We start from the raw sequence: 17,148 nt of genomic DNA on the forward strand, positions 1-17,148 counted from the left end.
AAAAATTTATCCAACAAAAGTTGTTGAAATAAAATAACATGATTGATACTATCAATTTTGAATCATTATTAAGAGACCCCCATTTCTTAATCGCAACCTCCTTTCCACTGACAAAAAAAGGATTTACCAAATTAGCAAGAAAATGACTTAAATTAATTACTTATATCTAAAAACTCTTCTCTTGAGAAGAGAATCGTTATATACCCAAGTTCAAATATAATGCAACTGATTTTTATTCATCAAATTGATGTTTTTTGTACTTTAAGTGTCATCAGTAACTGCAATCAAAACAAAACCTTTTGTTACGAATGTTTATTGGTGTTTTGATCTCATTTTACTCATACTATAAGTATGAAGTTTATAATCAAAGATGGGGAGATCAAAGGATGTACTTTAAATTAACAAAGCAGCAGGAAGAGTTGTGGTATGCCTACAAACTTAATCCTTATGCGGATAATTATAATATTGCGATTTCATATCAAGTTAGGGGTAACTTAGATAGAGACAAGTTTGCAGCAATATATCAAACAATTGGTAATTATTTTGAAGCTTTTAAAACACGGTTTATTGAAAAGGACGGCGAAGCAAATCAAATCATCCTTGATCGCTTTGATGGAGATGTGATTTATCAGGAATTATACCATTCTACTCAAGATGAAATTCTTGCTGCACTTGAACAATTAAGAGCCAAGCCTTTTGATCTTGAAAAGGACTGGCTATTTAGAGCCATACTGATTAAAACAGATCATGATCAGTATTATTTTCAGTTTGTCTGGCATCATATTATTTCAGATGGACTAACCACGACAATATTTAGTCAAGTATTTGAAAAGCTTTATAATGAGGGATTGGATGCCATTACCCAATTTCAAACCTATCAATTGGCTGATTACTTAGATTATGAAGAAGAAATCATTGCCAAAAGTAAAAAAGAAACCATTGATTATTGGCAGCACTATCTTCAAGGATGCAATCAAAATGATCTTGTTAAATATAACCATGATGACACAGGGCAAATCAATCGTAAGCGAATTGATATCGAACCCAAAACATTCAATCAGTTTCTTAAAAAACACAAAACCACGCCTTTTATATTTTTTAATGCCTTAATTAGTACGTTTGTATTGAGATGTTTTCATTTAAATGACTTAGTTGTGTCCTATCCTAAAAACATACGCCCGACTGAATTTAGTAAAATCGTTGGTTATTTTGTCAGTATGTTTCCAATGCGGATTCAATTATCTGGCGAAATGACATTTGCGGAATTGCTTGAGAAAATAAAGGTTCAATACAAAAAGGACAGAGAATGTCAGAACATTGCTTTTGAGGAGATAGGGAAGTGTTTGAGGTTTGATGTAAAGCCGAATATATCAGTAATGGAAACTTTGATCATTTCTCCAAAACTTATGATTAAAGACTCCATCTGCTCAGAATTTAGAACTTATTATGCTGAAAATCAGACTCTATTTCTAGCTTATGAAAACATGTCTGATTACTTTGAGGTAAAATATAATCAAAAATATATCCCCAATTACTTTATTGAATATTTTGAAAACTTGATCAATGAAGTATTAACCAACACAGATAAGAAATTATCTGAATATGAATTAATGTCCATTGATCAAAAAAAAAAAAAAAAAAAAAAAAAACTACTATACGATTGGAACAAAACGGATAAACCTTACCAAAAAAATAAAACCATTCACCAATTATTTGAAGAACAGGCTCAAAAACACCCTGACAATATCGCCATTGTTTTTGAAGGTAAGCAGCTTACCTATGCGCAGTTAAATGCTAAAGCCAATCAACTAGCAAAATACTTGCGATCACTTGCTGAGATCAAACCAGATACCTTGATTGCTTTATGCTTAGATAAAAGCTTAGAAATGATTATAGGCATCTTGGGGATTTTAAAATCAGGTGCCGCTTATGTTCCCATTGACCCCAGTTATCCTGATGAAAGAATTAAATATATACTTGATGATACACAAGCAACTTTAATCTTGTCACAGTCTCGTTATGTCTCAAGATTACAAAGCCTTTCAAAGGCAAACATTATTTCATTAGATAATTATTGCTATCAAGGCTTACCAATTGATAATTTGACTACTGTAAACACATCAAATGATCTGGTTTATGTGATTTATACTTCTGGGACGACTGGACAACCTAAAGGGGTTATGATTGAACACAAAAGCCTTATTAATACCATTCTTTTTTTAGTACGGTTGTACAAACTAACTGATAAAGATCATTTAACTGAGTTTAGCTCTACTAACTTTGATGTTTCAATTGCTGAAATCTTTACACCGATTTCTAAAGGGGCTTCTCTACATATATTTTCAAGTGAAATAAGAAAAAGTCCAAGTAGAATCATTGATTACATTAACACGCATAAAATAACCCATACCTACTTACCACCTGTTGTACTAGCACAACTGCCACACCAACATGTTTCGCATCTAAAAACCATCTCTTATGCAGGTGAGCCTTGTAATGCTAAAACGGCATCCCATTGGAGTCACAAGGTTCAATTATTTAATTTATATGGTCCAACAGAAGCGACTATTTATGCTCAATGCAAGCATATACATTATGATGAAGTCGAGCAGATTGGCACACCAATAGATAATACAACCGCTTATGTATTCGATGGACATTTTAACCCTGTACCAATTGAGGTTGCTGGAGAGTTATATATTGGTGGAGCCGGATTGGCACGGGGTTATTTAAACCAACCCAAATTGACTGCTGAAAAGTTTATTGTTAATCCCTTTGCGACTGAAGAAGACAAACAAAAAGGCTATGATCGCTTATATAAAACAGGGGATTTAGTTAGATGGTTACCTGATGGTAATTTAGAGTACATTGGACGCAAAGATACTCAGGTTAAAATCCGTGGTTTTAGAATTGAATTGGGTGAAATTGAAAATGCTGTAACAACTATTGAAGGTATTGACCAAGCAGTTGTCATTAATAGATCCGTTAATGACGAGCAATATCTCTTTGCTTATTACACTGCACATCATCCCATTAGCCCTGAATTAATAGTAGAACAACTTGCTAACAAGTTGCCACATTACATGGTGCCCAGTGCTGCCTTGCAAATCAATGAAATACCATTAACTATTAATGGCAAGGTTAATATAAAGGTCTTACCTGATATTCCCTTCCAAAGTGCTCAAATTTATATTGAGCCAAGGACTGCACAGGAAAGACTTGTTTGTCAGGCTTTCTCTACGGTATTACTGATTGAAAAAATAGGCATTGATGATGATTTCTTTAGACTGGGTGGTAATTCTATTAAGGCAATTCAACTATCAATGGTCTTACAATCAAATCTTGAGATTGATGTGGCTGAAATATTTGATTTACGCACACCCAGAAAGCTTGCCTATAATAAACGTATTACACATGATTTATTGATTGCTAAATTAGCACAAATTAAACAGTATTATACTCAGCATCATAACAAACCACTGAATTCGGCTGCATTGCTTAAAAAAGAGCAATATTTGGCAGAAGTAGCCCATATGCCGATAATACATTACACAAACCAATCAATTAAAACGGTATTATTGACTGGCGCCACTGGTTTTCTAGGGTGCAATCTGTTACACCAGTTATTGACTTTAACATCCTATCAAATTTACCTTTGTGTTAGAGCTAAAGATGAAGTGCATGCAAGGGAACGTATGGCACATAAATACCAATTTTATTTTGACGTGTCTCTGCAAGATCATTTTAGTGATCGTATTATTTACATTGCTTGTGATTTAGAAAAAGAGCAGATTGGATTAGCAGATAGTGAATATCATAAACTGATTAAAAATATAGATAGCATTATTCATTGTGCTGCTTTAGCAAAACACTACGGGATTGAACAGGTCTTTTATAATGCTAATGTACAAGCAACAATTCATTTGCTTGAACTTTGTCAACTGACCAACTTAAAAGATTTTCATTATATTTCGACTTACTCCGTGATGACAGGCATTAGCCACGACAATGAAACCGTCCTTACCGAAGATGATAAATTAACGAGTGATGGACAATGGAACTCACCTTACAATAAAACAAAATACCTTGGTGAAATCAATGCAATTAAATGGCGTGAAAAAGGCATTAACAGCAGTATTTATCGTGTTGGTAATTTAGCCTTTATGCAACAAAACGGGAAAGTACAAGAGGATGTTGAAAATAACTCTTTTGCTAACTATGTTAAGTTTATCCGTAAATTAGGTTGCATTGCCGATAGTATGAATGAGGTAGAGATTTCGCCTGCGGATATAACGGCACAAGCGATTATTAAAATGTTCGATAAAAATGAGTTGAATAATCATATCCACCATGTATTTAATCCTAATAAAATACAACTCTCTCAAATGCTCAAATCGAGCGATCATAAAATTATCACAGTAAACTTTGAAGCATTTATTGATAAGTTAATAAACTATTTACATAAAAATGAGGATTGTGATTTAATTGGACGATTTTTACTACGCATGGGATGGCAACCAGATGGAAAGAATAGTCATGTCATTAAGAATGATAGTGCAACAATTTTACAAAGTAAGACGGAATCAATGTTTAAAATGATGAATTTTGAATGGCCTATGATTAATAACAAACAGTTAACAGCTTACGTTGATAGGTTAGCCAGTACTTTTGATGGGACTGTAGAAACACCTATAACTGCTCCTAAATATTTCAGGCTGAAACAGTGGTGGATAAGGTTTGATAAGCTGACAAATAGCGCAAAAATAAAAATGATGAGGCTTTTCAAAGCACACAAAAAAGCCATCTCCATTGTTGGGGTATTGTTATTTACGGCTCCAGTGCTGTATATCTTAGAACTTTTAGATATGATTGCTGTATTGGAGTTTTTAGATTTATCTGTTTGATAAAAGTATAAGTGAAACTGCCATTAAAATCTCTAATACGTACTTGTACTTATAAATTAAGGATATTAAATATGAATATATTAAATGAAAAGGATATGACAACATCATTGAATGAGTTTGCAAACCTTGTTCCGGAAATTTTTTACTGGGGGATCTCAAACAAAAAATTTTAGGAGCTAATGATCTATTATTTAATAACATTGGAGCAAAAAAAGAAGACATCATAGGTAAATCCGCATTTGATTTTTATCCAAAAGATATTGCTGAAGAACTAACTAAAAATGCAAAAAAAGCTATTGAAAAAAAAGAAATAATTAAAGCTGAAGAATCTATTAAAGATATTACCACTGGTGAGGTAAAAATCTTTGATGCTACTCATTCACCTATGTATAATTCAAATGGAGAAATAATTGGTACTTGTGGCATTTCTATCGACATCACCGAACGCAAGCGCCTTGAAGAAGAAACCATCCGCCAAAAAAACCAACTCGAGAAAAAATTAAAGTTTCAAAGAAGTTATCTTAAGTCCTTTGGATATGATGCTGTTAATTCCCTTAAAAGCATTTCAGACGCAATTGACAATATTGAGAAACGGTTAATGCAATTTGATATTCCAGATAAAGTCAGAACTGACCTCAATAATGATTTCTATAACATAAACGAAAGCCTATCTGAAATGTACACCATGTACCAAAAAATGACTAGCACAATTATAGGCGAAGAAGAAAAATATAAAAATATTAACGAAAAAAACGAAATACCAACTTACTTAGAACAATTGGTAGAAACCGAAATAGATATAGCAGATGCTTCAATCAGCTCAGAATTCGATGTGAGTGTCTCATTTGATATGGACGAAAGATCCAAACAAAAGCTTTATATTGATTATAAAAAAGTTCGTCACATTATCCGCACGTTACTGGCTAACTACACCAAAGCGATAGATAAAGAGAGTCGAAAAGAAGATATATATTTAAAGATTACTGCCAAAGATGGAATACATAACAAACTTTATGTCACCTTTGCATTTACAGGTAATATGCCGTTTTTGGAGTTGGAAGAAGATAATATCCGAGCGGAACATTTAATGTATAAAAAGCAATCGCACATTGCTATGGACAAGCATAACTTTGCTTATGATCTTTCGTTAGCGAAGTATTATGCTGACTTGCTCTGTGATGGTCAAGAATTGAATGATTCCTTATTTGAAGGACCAAGATTTTCGTTTACCTTACCGTTTCGTAAAGTTGAAGACGATGGTAAAGGCACCAAGTTTCAACCAGTATTAATTAAATGATGGTTCATTTATTGACTTTATCATCAGTTTTTGCGTGAAGATCAATTGATGGTGTAAAGGATGAGGTATGCTAGGAATACTTTGATTTTTTGTGTTTTAGTCATTACTAGATTTCTCAAACTCAGCCACAAATTTCTCAGCAGCATCAATCCTCGCCTTACACACCTGATAGCTTTTAGACGCAGCTTCAAGCATAGGCGCAAGCTCATCGATGATGTTCGGGTTAGTTGCTAACGTTAAGTTTTATGCTTTGAAATTCCTTTCTATTTATAGATCACGATATTACACTATTGCTATTTGTTGATAGCAATAGAGTTACGTATGAAATTATTAGATTTTGAAGTTGGCTTAAATAAGCCTTTTTTCCTTATTGCAGGTCCTTGTGTGATTGAGTCTGAAACACTGGCACTTGAGACGGCAGGTTATCTAAAAGAACTTACAGTAAAACTTAATATCCCATTTATTTATAAGTCGTCGTTTGATAAGGCTAATCGTTCATCTATAAGCAGCTTTCGAGGGCTTGGCATTGGGAAAGGTTTAGCAATTTTAGAAAAAGTTAAAAAAGAAATACAGGTTCCTGTATTGACAGATGTCCATGAAGATACGCCTTTAGATGAAGTATCAGCTGTTGTTGATGTGTTACAAACACCAGCATTTTTATGTCGTCAGACAAACTTTATTGTTCGTGTATGTGAACAAGGTTTGCCTGTCAATATTAAGAAAGGACAATTTCTAGCACCCTGGGATATGAAACAGGTGATGGAAAAAGCTAAAACAACAGGCAACAAACAACTGATGGTCTGTGAGCGAGGAGTGAGTTTTGGTTATAACAATTTAGTTTCTGATATGCGCTCATTGGCAGTTATGCGTGAAACAAGATCTCCCGTTGTATATGATGCAACGCATTCTGTGCAATTACCTGGAGGGCAGGGGAGCTCATCAGGGGGGCAGCGTGAGTTCGTACCCGTTTTAGCAAGAGCAGCAGTTGCCGCCGGAATTTCTGGTATATTTATGGAAACCCATCCCAATCCAGAAAAGGCGTTAAGCGATGGTCCAAATGCTTGGCCAATTCAGAAGATGAAACCATTATTAATGCAGTTAAAACAAATTGATGAAGCGGTAAAGTCACAAGTGTTGCTTGAGGATACTTTATAAAATAAAGGAAGTATTTGAACAATAAAACTGAACATAAGTATTGTTTGATAAGGTCTAAAGTCCACCCTTAAAGCTTGTATCATCTTACTTTATTAAAATTAAGGAAGAAAAATGAAAGTTGCGTTTATTATCGACCCTTTACATACATTTAATATTAAAAAAGATACTGCGTATATGATGATGTTATCTGTTGCTAGAAAGGATTGGCAACAATATGTTTTTGAGCTTAATGACATTTTCGTTGAGGATGGTGTTGCCTATGGGATAGGTTATGAGTTAATGCTGACGGGTTCTAAAGAGCATAATAAGTGGTATCAACTTATACCTGGTGATAAGATGAGATTAGGTGAGTTTGATGTGATTTTTATGCGTAAAGACCCACCTTTTAACATGGAGTTTATTTATGCCACTTATATTTTGGAATTAGCAGAAAAACAAGGTGCTTTGGTTGTTAATAAGCCACGAACTTTACGTGATGCTAATGAAAAATTTTCAATTAACAACTATCCTCAGTTTTCACCCAAGACAATGGTTAGTCGTAGCTTTAAGCATATAAAAACCTTTATTGAAAAATATAAAGATGTGGTAGTGAAGCCTTTAGATGGTATGGGCGGAGAATCGATATTTCGTATTCAACCGAACGATTCAAACAAAAATGTTATTTTAGAAACCATCACTCAATATGAATCTAAGTTTATCATGGTGCAGCAATATCAACCTGCGATTAAAGATGGAGATAAGCGAATTCTCATCGTTGATGGTGAGCCTTTAGAATATTTAGTGGCACGTATTCCAAGTGGTGAAGATAGTCGTGGTAATTTAGCACGCGGTGCCTCTACTTCAATTCGAAAGATTAATGCCGAAGAGTATGAAATTGCACATATCGTTGGTCGTGATTTACAAGCGAATGGTGTATTATTTGCAGGTATTGATGTCATCGGTAACACCTTGACTGAAATCAATATCACGAGTCCAACAATGACCCAACAGATTTATAATGAAACTGGTGTTAATGCTACTGACATATTGATGGATGTGGTTGAAGATAGAATAATTAATAGGAAATCAAAGAAATAAAAATGATGAACTCACAAAATTTATTTGATCAAGCTCAAAAAGTCATACCAGGGGGAGTGAATTCTCCTGTGCGTGCTTTTAAAGGAGTGGGTGGCATACCACGGTTTATTGCAAAAGCAAAAGGTGCTTATGTATATGACGTCGAGGGTAATCAATATATTGATTATGTTGGTTCATGGGGACCAATGATTTTAGGGCATGCTGACGATGATGTCATCAAAGCGGTACAACAACAAGTCGAGTTTGGCTTAAGTTATGGTGCTCCATGTGAGTTGGAAGTAAAGCTGGCGCAGAAAATTTGTGGGTTGATTGAAAGCATTGATATGGTACGCTTTGTAAGCTCAGGCACTGAAGCTACAATGAGTGCTGTACGCTTGGCGCGTGGTTTTACTAAGCGCGATAGACTTATTAAGTTTGCAGGTTGTTATCATGGTCATGCTGATCAATTTTTAGTAGCAGCAGGCTCTGGCGCACTAACGTTTGGTGTACCAAACTCACCAGGAGTACCTAAAAACACGGTCAAAGACACACTTACAGCGTCTTTTAATGATATTAAGAGTGTTGAAGCGTTATTTGAAAAATACCCTAACGAAATTGCTTGTATCATTTTGGAGCCCATTGCAGGAAACATGAATTTAATTGAACCTGACCCCTTATTTCTAAGTCAACTACGTAAGCTTTGTGATCAAAATCAAGCTTTACTGATATTTGATGAGGTAATGACAGGTTTTAGAGTAGCCTTAACAGGTGCACAAGGGTTATATGGGATAACACCGGATTTGACAACTTTTGGCAAAATTATAGGTGGCGGTATGCCTGTTGGTGCATTTGGTGGTAAAAAAGAAATTATGCAGATGGTGGCGCCTTCTGGTGCCGTTTATCAAGCAGGTACTTTATCAGGTAATCCTGTGGCAATGATAGCAGGTTTAATTACCTTAAATAAAATTAGCCAGCCTGGATTTTATGAATGCTTGACAGAAAAAACAAAGACTTTAGTGCAAGGTCTAAATCGTATTGCACAGGTACATAAGTTCCCATTTATGGCAAAGTCAATTGGCAGTATGTTTGGGCTTTTCTTCACAAAAGCTAAAGATATGCGTACTTTTGATGAAGTAAAAACTTGTAGCCTTGAAACATTTAGTCGCTTTTTTCATTTTATGTTAGAGCATGGAGTGTATTTTGCGCCTTCTGCATTTGAAGCTGGTTTTATCTCAAGTGTACATAGCGATAGAGATATAGAGAAAACGTTGAGTCTATTTACACGTTTTATTGGTAGTGTTTGATATGTTTAGCAATGGTAGAGTGGTATTCGCGATACTGCACGTGTTTTAAAAGTTAGCACTAAAAAAGTAAAACTATTCTATATCTGCGAGATTTCCTTTTTGTTCTAGCCAATTTTTGCGATCAAGCGCACGCTTTTTAGATAGCATTTCATCTAACTCTTCTATATCAAAGCTTTCATCATCTGACAACGTTAACTGGACTAAACGTCGAGTATCTATAGCCATTGTTGATTCTCTTAATTGTATAGGATTCATCTCCCCAAGTCCTTTAAAGCGAAGAACATTCGGCTTTAGTGATTTTTTATTTTGTGCAACTTTATGTAAAATAATATTTTTCTCTGCCTCATCTAAAGCATAATAAACATCTTTTCCTACATCGATTCTAAAGAGTGGAGGCATGGCAACATAAACATGCCCTTGGGCTACTAACGGCTTAAAATGCTTTAAAAATAATGCACAAAGCAAGGTTGCAATATGTAGACCATCCGAATCAGCATCAGCTAAAATACAAATTTTACCATAACGTAAGCCCTCTAAATTATCATTTCCTGGATCAACACCAACTGCAACCGAAATATCATGAATTTCTTGTGACGACAATACTTCTGATGAGTCAATTTCCCATGAGTTTAAAATCTTGCCACGTAATGGCATTATTGCTTGAAATTCTCTGTCACGCGCTTGCCTTGCTGACCCTCCTGCTGAATCACCCTCTACTAAAAAAAGCTCTGTATATTGTGTATCTTGACCGACACAGTCTGTTAACTTTCCTGGTAATTGCGGACCTTGAGTTATTTTTTTACGTACTACTTTTTTTTCTGCTTTTAGACGCTTTTGAGCACGTGAAATAATTGTTTCTGCAATTTGATTTGCAATTTCAATATTTTGATTTAACCATAAACTAAATGCATCTTTGACATGTATTGAAATAAAACTAACACAATCACGTGAAGACAATCTCTCCTTTGTCTGACCTGAAAACTGTGGTTCAGGCATTTTAATTGATAATACATAACTTAAGCCCACAAATACATCATCAGGTATAATTTTAACACCACGTGGCAAAATATTATGCAACTCACAATACTCACGCATCGCATCTAATAAACCGCTTCTTAACCCATTGACATGTGTTCCACCCAAAGGCGTGGGAATTAAGTTAACATAGCTTTCTGTTATAAGGTTGTCCGCTTCTTGAGACCAACACAGTGCCCAATCAACAACATATTGACCATCAGTAAATGAACCTGAAAATGGCACTTGCGGTAAAATCTCAAATTCTTCTACCTTCTCCTGTAAATAGGCTAACAAACCTCCTTCATATTGCCATGTGACTTGCTCATTTTGTTCATCGTTTTGATAATCAACAACTAATCCAGGACATAAAACAGCCTTTGCTTTTAGAAGATTTTTTAGTTTACGTACAATATACTTAGGACTATCAAAATACTTAGGATCAGGCCAAAAGCGCACGATAGTCCCAGTATTTTTCTTGCCCACTTCACCTATTACTGTTAAATCCTGAACCTTGTCTCCATTTTCAAATACAATAAAATAACGCTTACCATCACGCTTTATTTGTACTTCAACTCGTAAACTTAACGCATTTACAACCGACACTCCCACACCATGCAAGCCACCCGAATATAAGTAATTTTCTCTTGAAAACTTACCGCCAGCATGTAAGCGTGTCATGATAAGCTCAACCCCAGAAACTCCTTCTTCAGAATGAATATCAACAGGCATACCACGTCCGTTATCCTCTACCTCAAAACTACCATCTATGTACACATGTATTGAGATTTTACTTGCATATCCTGCTAGCGCTTCATCAACACTATTATCAATCACTTCCTGTGCGATATGATTTGGTGTTTGCGTATCAGTATACATGCCAGGGCGGCGTTTAACAGGATCTAACCCAGATAAAACCTCTATTGATTGAGCAGTATATTGCATCATAAGCTAAATAAATCTTTATTGTTTTAATTTTGAGGTTTATTTTGGCATAAAATACAGTAAGCTTAAATCTAAATGATAGCTTTAACTTGCGTAAGTTTGAATTGACTATGAATATTCGAGATCTTGAGTATATTGTTGCAATAGCTAAATATAAAAATTTTAACAAAGCAGCACAGATTTGTTTTGTCAGTCAACCTGCACTTAGTATGCAAGTTAAAAAATTAGAGGAAGAGTTAGGTGTAGCAATCTTTGAGCGTTTTCAAAAAAGTATTTTTGTTACACCTATAGGTGAGGAGATCATTGCAAAAGCACAAGGGTTATTAACCTTGGCACAAGATATTAAACGTGCGGCTAATTTGTATAACAAAGAGGAAGCTAAGCTTTTTAAAGTTGGTTTATTTCCGACATTAGCACAATATTTACTACCAGGATTGATTCGTATAAGTCAACAAGAAAAAAGCACAGTCAACATCTATCCAATCGAGGAAAAGACAGACACTTTAATTCAGATGCTACAAAATGGTCAAATTGATGCTGCATTTATTGCTAAAACATCCTTACCACAAGGTATGGATTTTATTCCTTTATTTAAAGACAAATTTAAACTTGCTGTCTACGATGGTCACTCCCTTAGCAAGCAAAAAAAAGTTGATATTACAAAACTTAATGACGAAGCCATGCTTTTTCTAGAAAAAGGTCATTGTCTACGCGATCAAATATTAGCACTAGATTTAAATCCTGCGCAAAGCATACAGTGTAATGCAACTGGTTTAGAAACTCTTCGTCAAATGGTAATTGCTAAACTTGGCATTACAATCATTCCTGAAATTGCAACAGTTTTTAGTCCATATAAAGGTATTCACTATATCGATTTTATAGAACCCATCCCTTATAGAGAAATTGGTCTTATTTATCGTAAAAGTTCGGTTATTAATCACTGGATTAAACCATTGCAACAGATAGTGAAGAAAACCTTGGTAAGTTTAACTTCTCATTGATTTTCAAACCCGCTATAATTCGCTCTAGATTCCAATTCAATACCACTTTACAACTTAGGAAGGTTATGTCGAACTTAAGTCATTTTATTTCACAAAATATACTTTTATGTCTTGTTTTTATCTTTGCGATCCTGGTTTATATTGTTTTTGAACTTCGCCAAACTAAATATCAACGTTTTAGTCTCTCTGCTCAAGATGCTATTAACCTTAATAATCGTGAAAAAGGTATTTTCTTAGATATTCGTGATGGTAAAGATTACAATCAAGGTCATATTATTGGTGCCATAAACAGTGCAATTGCCAATCTTAAATCAAGCACTAAGTTTTTGAATAAATATAAAAGTTTACCTATTGTTATTTATTGTGACACAGGTACTCGTAGCACTGTCGTTTATAAAATGCTCAAAAAAGATGGGTTTGATAAAGTCTACGTTTTAAAAGGTGGCTTTAAGCAATGGTTGAATAATAATCTCCCAATTGATAAAAAAGAGGATGAACATGAAGTTGCTAGCAAACTAAGCAAAGCAAAAAAATAGGAGCAAGTTGATGATTGAAATTTATACCAAACCAACTTGCCCTTATTGCATTGATGCTAAAGCGTTACTAACGCAAAAACGCGTTGACTTTATAGAATATGACATAAACGCTCGACCTGAGCTTCGTCATAAAATGATTGATCGTGCATCTGGACGTACAACCGTACCACAAATATTTATCAATAATCAACATATTGGTGGTTGTGATGATTTATATGCACTAGAACGTCAACATAAACTTGATGCGCTTTTGAGTAATATTAATTAACCACAAATTAAGGAAAAGAAATGACTACTGAGAAACCTAACACTGAGATTCAATTTCAAATTCAAAAAATTTACACAAAGGATGTATCTTTTGAGATTCCTAAAGGTGCTAATGCTTTCAAACAAGAATGGAAACCTGAACTAACTGTTTCACTTAATACTAAAGTTAACAATTTACCAGAAGATAACATGTATGAAGTGGTGCTTACAGTTGAAGCAGAGGTAAAATCTGGCACAACTGATGCTTTTTCAGCTGAAGTACAACAAGCTGGTATTTTTGTAATCGCCAATATGGAAGATAAGCAACTTGATCATGCCCAATACGCATTTTGTCCAAATATCCTGTATCCTTATGCACGTGAAGTCATTTCTGATTTAGTCGCAAAAGGAGGGTTCCCGCAACTTTGTTTAGCGCCCGTTAACTTTGATACAATTTATCAGCAAAAAGTGGAAAAACAAAAAGAAACATCCAATTAATTGGCAATCATCCTTGATTTAATTTAAATCCTGAAAATATACTTTTGCATTACGACTTTCAACTGATGCCGCTTTAAAGTGATTATACTGCACATTTTTAGTCATTGTTGAATTTGCCACAAAATCGTTATTTTCTGCCCATACAATATTACCGCTTAAAAATATGGCCATAACGATAAGTGATAGTAGTTTTTTCATAATAATCTCCTTTTAGGTTCAACACACTTTATCTGTTTTTGAGTCTAGCGCAGATCATTTAAATTAGTATACTATCAATAAAAAATAATAAAAAAAACGTAATTTCCCTATGTTGATTAATCCGTTAGCTTATACTTTGTAAGCATAAAGCGAATGATTTGGTAGTGATCATCGATTAAACAATCAGACATTTTCTCAATTACTTTAGTAAGCTTTATCCATTTTGCCGATTTTGCATCGTCTTGAGCTTGCAATTTTGGTAAAGAGTCGGTTTGTAATATAAATAAGCCTAAGTGAGTAATCACTCTACCTCTTAATGAACGTTCAGGATAATCAAATACCTCTTGTGCAATAAGTTTTTGACTAAATTCATAACTTTTGATGTCTATACTGGTTTCTTCTTCAAGCTCGCGTAACATCCCATCCACTATACGTTCATCCTGATCCAAAAAACCACCAGGGAACGCCCATAGATTTCTCCCAGGTACAAGCTTGCGTTGAATGAGTAACACATGCTTATTGCACAGCACCATCGCATCAGTTGTCACAAAAATAGGTTTATATGGCGCATCTTGCCATGCATGTTGATAACTCTGTATGTAATCAAATTCATCACAAAGGTCTTGGTATAGAGGTGTTTGTATATATTGACGCAAAGCTTCACGTGTACCATCTAATGCTAAATTATTGACTAAATAAGTCTCATCTAAATTATGTTTACCAAAGAATTTCATCCGAAAATCAGTTGCATTAAATCCATTAAAATTGTTTACATTAATATAATACCACTTAGGAAAACATTTAAGGTAATAGCTACTGACATCTTTTTCATGGCCTACAATTGCAATACTTTCAGTTGCTCTTACATGATTATATACTGAGGATGTCACTTCATCTTTCCAACCATTTTCATCATAAAACCAGTCACTCACTGGTACAATGGTAATACGTGATATATCAATACCCACAGCAATAAGATCTGATAAGATCATTTTTCTACGTAATTCATAAGAGAATGGATTTTTAATACTTGGCGCTCTAAATGCGGAACCAACAACAATAATAAGTTTTTGTGCAATTTTAAGTGCATATTGTATGTTATGCAAATGACCTATATGAAAAGGTTGAAAGCGCCCAATAAACACAGCACACGAATATTGCATTATGCTGCCCCTTTCTCTATTGTTGAGTATTCTATATCACTTGTTGGCTCAGGTTGTGGCGCTAATACATAGTCATAAACTTCAATGACTTTTTGCACACCTGGTACATTTGTAGCAATTGCTGATGCACGAGCACCTTCAGCTTTTGTAACCACACCCAATATATAGACAACACCTTTTTCTGTTACCACTTTAAACTTTAAGCTGTTAACACCGCTTGAAATCAATGCTGAAATTACTTTTGAGGTGATCCAGCTATCAGAAAGATAACCACCAATACCAACCGTCTCCCCGATAGTTAGTTGGTTATAAACTACCTTCACACCAGGAATCTTAGCCATTCTATTAGCAAGCTCAGCTTTCAAACTTTCTGTCAAGACCTGACCAATCAGCAATAAAATATGATTAAACACAACTGGTTCAACGTTTGAATTCCCTGTAAGCTCAGGGTAATCATTTAATAATGAGATCGCTTTAAATTGAATGCTCTTATCTGATACATTCGTTTTGCTATCTACGCTACTACCTACTACATTCGCACCTACAATTGCAGCCCCCGCCCCTGCAATAATAACAGGTGCACATGCACTAAGCATGTTCATTAAAATACTTAAGCTAGCTACATTAACTATTAACTTTTTCACTTTGCTTAGGTTGCTTACTTCTTTTAGCTTGTTGACTGCTTTTATTTTCATTCATAAATTCCTGAAATACCGTAAGTGTATCTTCTACTGCTTCACAACCGATAGATAATCTTAACAACCATGGTGAAACTTGTAAGCGAATTTGTTGCAATTTATGTGTCTCTTTATGTGACATGGTAGCTGGATGGCTTAATGAACTATGTACAGCACCAAAGCTTACCGTTTTGGGAAAATATGCTTTAAGCTTTTCATACAAATGATCAAATTGAACTTGGTCGTGGCATTCAACGCCAATCAAGCCACCTAAAGTAATACTGTTATTAATAAGCCAAGTGGCATATTTTTGACTTTCATCACCACAATAATAAATTGCTTTAAATAAACCTGTATTTTTTAAATATTGATAAATTACTTGAGTATTATAATGAATCTTATCCATGCGTAAATGAATTGTTTTTAAGCTTCTAGATAATAACCAAGACTGGAAAGGATCCAAAGCATAGCCTGTCTGGCGAATAATTTTTACGACTTTATCTGTGTATTTTTGACTGGTAGCCAATACACCTGAAGTCATATCTGCATGCCCCACTAAATACTTGGTTGAAGATTGTATAGCAATGTCTGCACCAAAGTTAAGCGGCATAAATCCATAAGAAGACATCAACGAATTGTCTACGACTAAACAAATGTTATATCGATTAGTAATATGCGCAATATCAGAAATAGGTGTAACTCTCTGTAAAGGATTAGAAACCGTTTCGCATAAGACCATTTTGGTGTGTTCGTTAATATTTTTTTCTAAGGATTCTGGATTTTGTAAATCCAATTGCTTTACCTTAATTCCGCGTGTTAGGCACATCTCTTCGAGAATAAATGAAATTCCTGCATAAAAATCACAACCTACAATGATCTCATCCCCTACTTTAAGTAAACCTAAGGTCACATTAAGTGCAGATAATCCACTACTCAAGGCAAAAGCACCATCTGCTTCATCTAAAATCGCCAGTTGTGCTTCCAGATAGCGACGAGTTGGATTTTGGATACGAGAATATTCAAATGTATCTGTATTATGTTGATTAAAAGTGCTAACTTGATAAATAGGCATGCTCATAGCTTGATAAGCATCGTTATTTTCAAGGTGTAGTAAACGCGTTATTCTATTCATCTTTTTTTTGCTACTTACAATA

General features: G+C 34.6%; 14 protein-coding genes and 1 pseudogene. 9 read left to right on the forward strand and 6 right to left on the reverse strand.

What is annotated here, in order from left to right; all coding sequences use genetic code 11:
- Positions 1 to 386: 386 nt before the first annotated feature.
- Both M1V25_RS07515 and M1V25_RS07520 read left to right on the forward strand, forming a co-directional pair.
- The gene (locus tag M1V25_RS07515) at positions 387 to 4,904 is read left to right on the forward strand and encodes a non-ribosomal peptide synthetase family protein (RefSeq protein WP_498842885.1); all 4,518 of its coding nucleotides are present in this window, start codon (positions 387 to 389) and stop codon (positions 4,902 to 4,904) included.
- Between the two features lie 145 nt (positions 4,905 to 5,049).
- A complete protein-coding gene (locus tag M1V25_RS07520; RefSeq protein WP_498842908.1) occupies positions 5,050 to 6,201 on the forward strand; it encodes a PAS domain-containing protein in 1,152 nt (383 codons plus the stop codon).
- A gap of 96 nt (positions 6,202 to 6,297) precedes the next feature.
- On the opposite strand, the pseudogene M1V25_RS07525 reads toward M1V25_RS07520, so the two are convergent.
- Positions 6,298 to 6,426: pseudogene (locus tag M1V25_RS07525) on the reverse strand (exodeoxyribonuclease VII small subunit); the annotation flags it as partial.
- 96 nt (positions 6,427 to 6,522) lie between these two features.
- On the opposite strand from M1V25_RS07525, the gene kdsA reads away from it, so the two are divergent.
- From kdsA to hemL, 3 genes are all read left to right on the forward strand, one after another.
- Positions 6,523 to 7,356 (forward strand): 3-deoxy-8-phosphooctulonate synthase, encoded by an 834-nt coding sequence (gene kdsA / locus M1V25_RS07530; RefSeq protein WP_498842886.1) that lies wholly within the window; start codon positions 6,523 to 6,525, stop codon positions 7,354 to 7,356.
- A gap of 111 nt (positions 7,357 to 7,467) precedes the next feature.
- Positions 7,468 to 8,433, forward strand: coding sequence for a glutathione synthase (gene gshB / locus M1V25_RS07535; RefSeq protein WP_498842887.1), 966 nt, complete (start codon positions 7,468 to 7,470; stop codon positions 8,431 to 8,433).
- Positions 8,434 to 8,435: 2 nt separating this feature from the next.
- The gene (gene hemL / locus M1V25_RS07540) at positions 8,436 to 9,716 is read left to right on the forward strand and encodes a glutamate-1-semialdehyde 2,1-aminomutase (protein WP_498842888.1); all 1,281 of its coding nucleotides are present in this window, start codon (positions 8,436 to 8,438) and stop codon (positions 9,714 to 9,716) included.
- Between the two features lie 72 nt (positions 9,717 to 9,788).
- Here hemL and parE read toward each other — a convergent pair whose 3' ends face one another.
- Positions 9,789 to 11,678, reverse strand: coding sequence for a DNA topoisomerase IV subunit B (parE, locus tag M1V25_RS07545; protein ID WP_498842889.1), 1,890 nt, complete (start codon positions 11,676 to 11,678; stop codon positions 9,789 to 9,791).
- A 107-nt stretch (positions 11,679 to 11,785) separates the two neighbouring features.
- Between parE and M1V25_RS07550 the strand changes: the two genes are divergently transcribed.
- From M1V25_RS07550 to secB, 4 genes are all read left to right on the forward strand, one after another.
- Positions 11,786 to 12,676 (forward strand): LysR substrate-binding domain-containing protein, encoded by an 891-nt coding sequence (locus tag M1V25_RS07550; protein WP_498842890.1) that lies wholly within the window; start codon positions 11,786 to 11,788, stop codon positions 12,674 to 12,676.
- Positions 12,677 to 12,741: 65 nt separating this feature from the next.
- Positions 12,742 to 13,212 carry a rhodanese-like domain-containing protein gene (locus M1V25_RS07555; RefSeq protein ID WP_498842891.1) on the forward strand — a complete coding sequence of 157 codons (471 nt, stop codon included), beginning with the start codon at positions 12,742 to 12,744 and terminating at the stop codon, positions 13,210 to 13,212.
- 10 nt (positions 13,213 to 13,222) lie between these two features.
- Entirely contained in the window at positions 13,223 to 13,480 is a 258-nt protein-coding gene (gene grxC / locus M1V25_RS07560) for a glutaredoxin 3 (RefSeq protein ID WP_116964129.1), read from the forward strand.
- 20 nt (positions 13,481 to 13,500) lie between these two features.
- Complete coding sequence (gene secB / locus M1V25_RS07565) at positions 13,501 to 13,956, forward strand: protein-export chaperone SecB (protein ID WP_498842892.1); 456 nt, start codon at positions 13,501 to 13,503, stop codon at positions 13,954 to 13,956.
- Positions 13,957 to 13,974: 18 nt separating this feature from the next.
- Here the strand turns inward: secB and M1V25_RS07570 are convergent, their stop codons facing one another.
- From M1V25_RS07570 to M1V25_RS07585, 4 genes are all read right to left on the reverse strand, one after another.
- Positions 13,975 to 14,154 (reverse strand): hypothetical protein, encoded by a 180-nt coding sequence (locus M1V25_RS07570; RefSeq protein ID WP_116964127.1) that lies wholly within the window; start codon positions 14,152 to 14,154, stop codon positions 13,975 to 13,977.
- A 116-nt stretch (positions 14,155 to 14,270) separates the two neighbouring features.
- The gene (locus M1V25_RS07575) at positions 14,271 to 15,317 is read right to left on the reverse strand and encodes a bifunctional nicotinamide-nucleotide adenylyltransferase/Nudix hydroxylase (RefSeq protein WP_498842893.1); all 1,047 of its coding nucleotides are present in this window, start codon (positions 15,315 to 15,317) and stop codon (positions 14,271 to 14,273) included.
- Positions 15,317 to 15,961 (reverse strand): BON domain-containing protein, encoded by a 645-nt coding sequence (locus tag M1V25_RS07580; RefSeq protein ID WP_192877943.1) that lies wholly within the window; start codon positions 15,959 to 15,961, stop codon positions 15,317 to 15,319. Before M1V25_RS07580 ends, M1V25_RS07575 begins: the two co-directional genes overlap by 1 nt.
- The gene (locus tag M1V25_RS07585; RefSeq protein WP_116964124.1) at positions 15,942 to 17,126 is read right to left on the reverse strand and encodes a trans-sulfuration enzyme family protein; all 1,185 of its coding nucleotides are present in this window, start codon (positions 17,124 to 17,126) and stop codon (positions 15,942 to 15,944) included. Before M1V25_RS07585 ends, M1V25_RS07580 begins: the two co-directional genes overlap by 20 nt.
- Positions 17,127 to 17,148 lie beyond the last annotated feature (22 nt).

Source organism: Candidatus Nebulibacter yamunensis, from assembly GCF_024208055.1.
Classification (GTDB): domain Bacteria; phylum Pseudomonadota; class Gammaproteobacteria; order Francisellales; family Francisellaceae; genus Caedibacter; species Caedibacter lacustris.

Excerpts from the sequence above, each read along its gene's own strand:
- hemL (WP_498842888.1), top strand. The coding sequence starts at position 8,436 with ATGATGAACTCACAAAATTTATTTGATCAAGCTCAAAAAGTCATACCA.
- M1V25_RS07585 (WP_116964124.1), bottom strand. The coding sequence starts at position 17,126 with ATGAATAGAATAACGCGTTTACTACACCTTGAAAATAACGATGCTTAT.
- M1V25_RS07515 (WP_498842885.1), top strand. The coding sequence starts at position 387 with ATGTACTTTAAATTAACAAAGCAGCAGGAAGAGTTGTGGTATGCCTAC.
- M1V25_RS07550 (WP_498842890.1), top strand. The coding sequence starts at position 11,786 with ATGAATATTCGAGATCTTGAGTATATTGTTGCAATAGCTAAATATAAA.
- gshB (WP_498842887.1), top strand. The coding sequence starts at position 7,468 with ATGAAAGTTGCGTTTATTATCGACCCTTTACATACATTTAATATTAAA.
- M1V25_RS07570 (WP_116964127.1), bottom strand. The coding sequence starts at position 14,154 with ATGAAAAAACTACTATCACTTATCGTTATGGCCATATTTTTAAGCGGT.
- secB (WP_498842892.1), top strand. The coding sequence starts at position 13,501 with ATGACTACTGAGAAACCTAACACTGAGATTCAATTTCAAATTCAAAAA.
- kdsA (WP_498842886.1), top strand. The coding sequence starts at position 6,523 with ATGAAATTATTAGATTTTGAAGTTGGCTTAAATAAGCCTTTTTTCCTT.
- grxC (WP_116964129.1), top strand. The coding sequence starts at position 13,223 with ATGATTGAAATTTATACCAAACCAACTTGCCCTTATTGCATTGATGCT.
- M1V25_RS07575 (WP_498842893.1), bottom strand. The coding sequence starts at position 15,317 with ATGCAATATTCGTGTGCTGTGTTTATTGGGCGCTTTCAACCTTTTCAT.
- parE (WP_498842889.1), bottom strand. The coding sequence starts at position 11,678 with ATGATGCAATATACTGCTCAATCAATAGAGGTTTTATCTGGGTTAGAT.
- M1V25_RS07555 (WP_498842891.1), top strand. The coding sequence starts at position 12,742 with ATGTCGAACTTAAGTCATTTTATTTCACAAAATATACTTTTATGTCTT.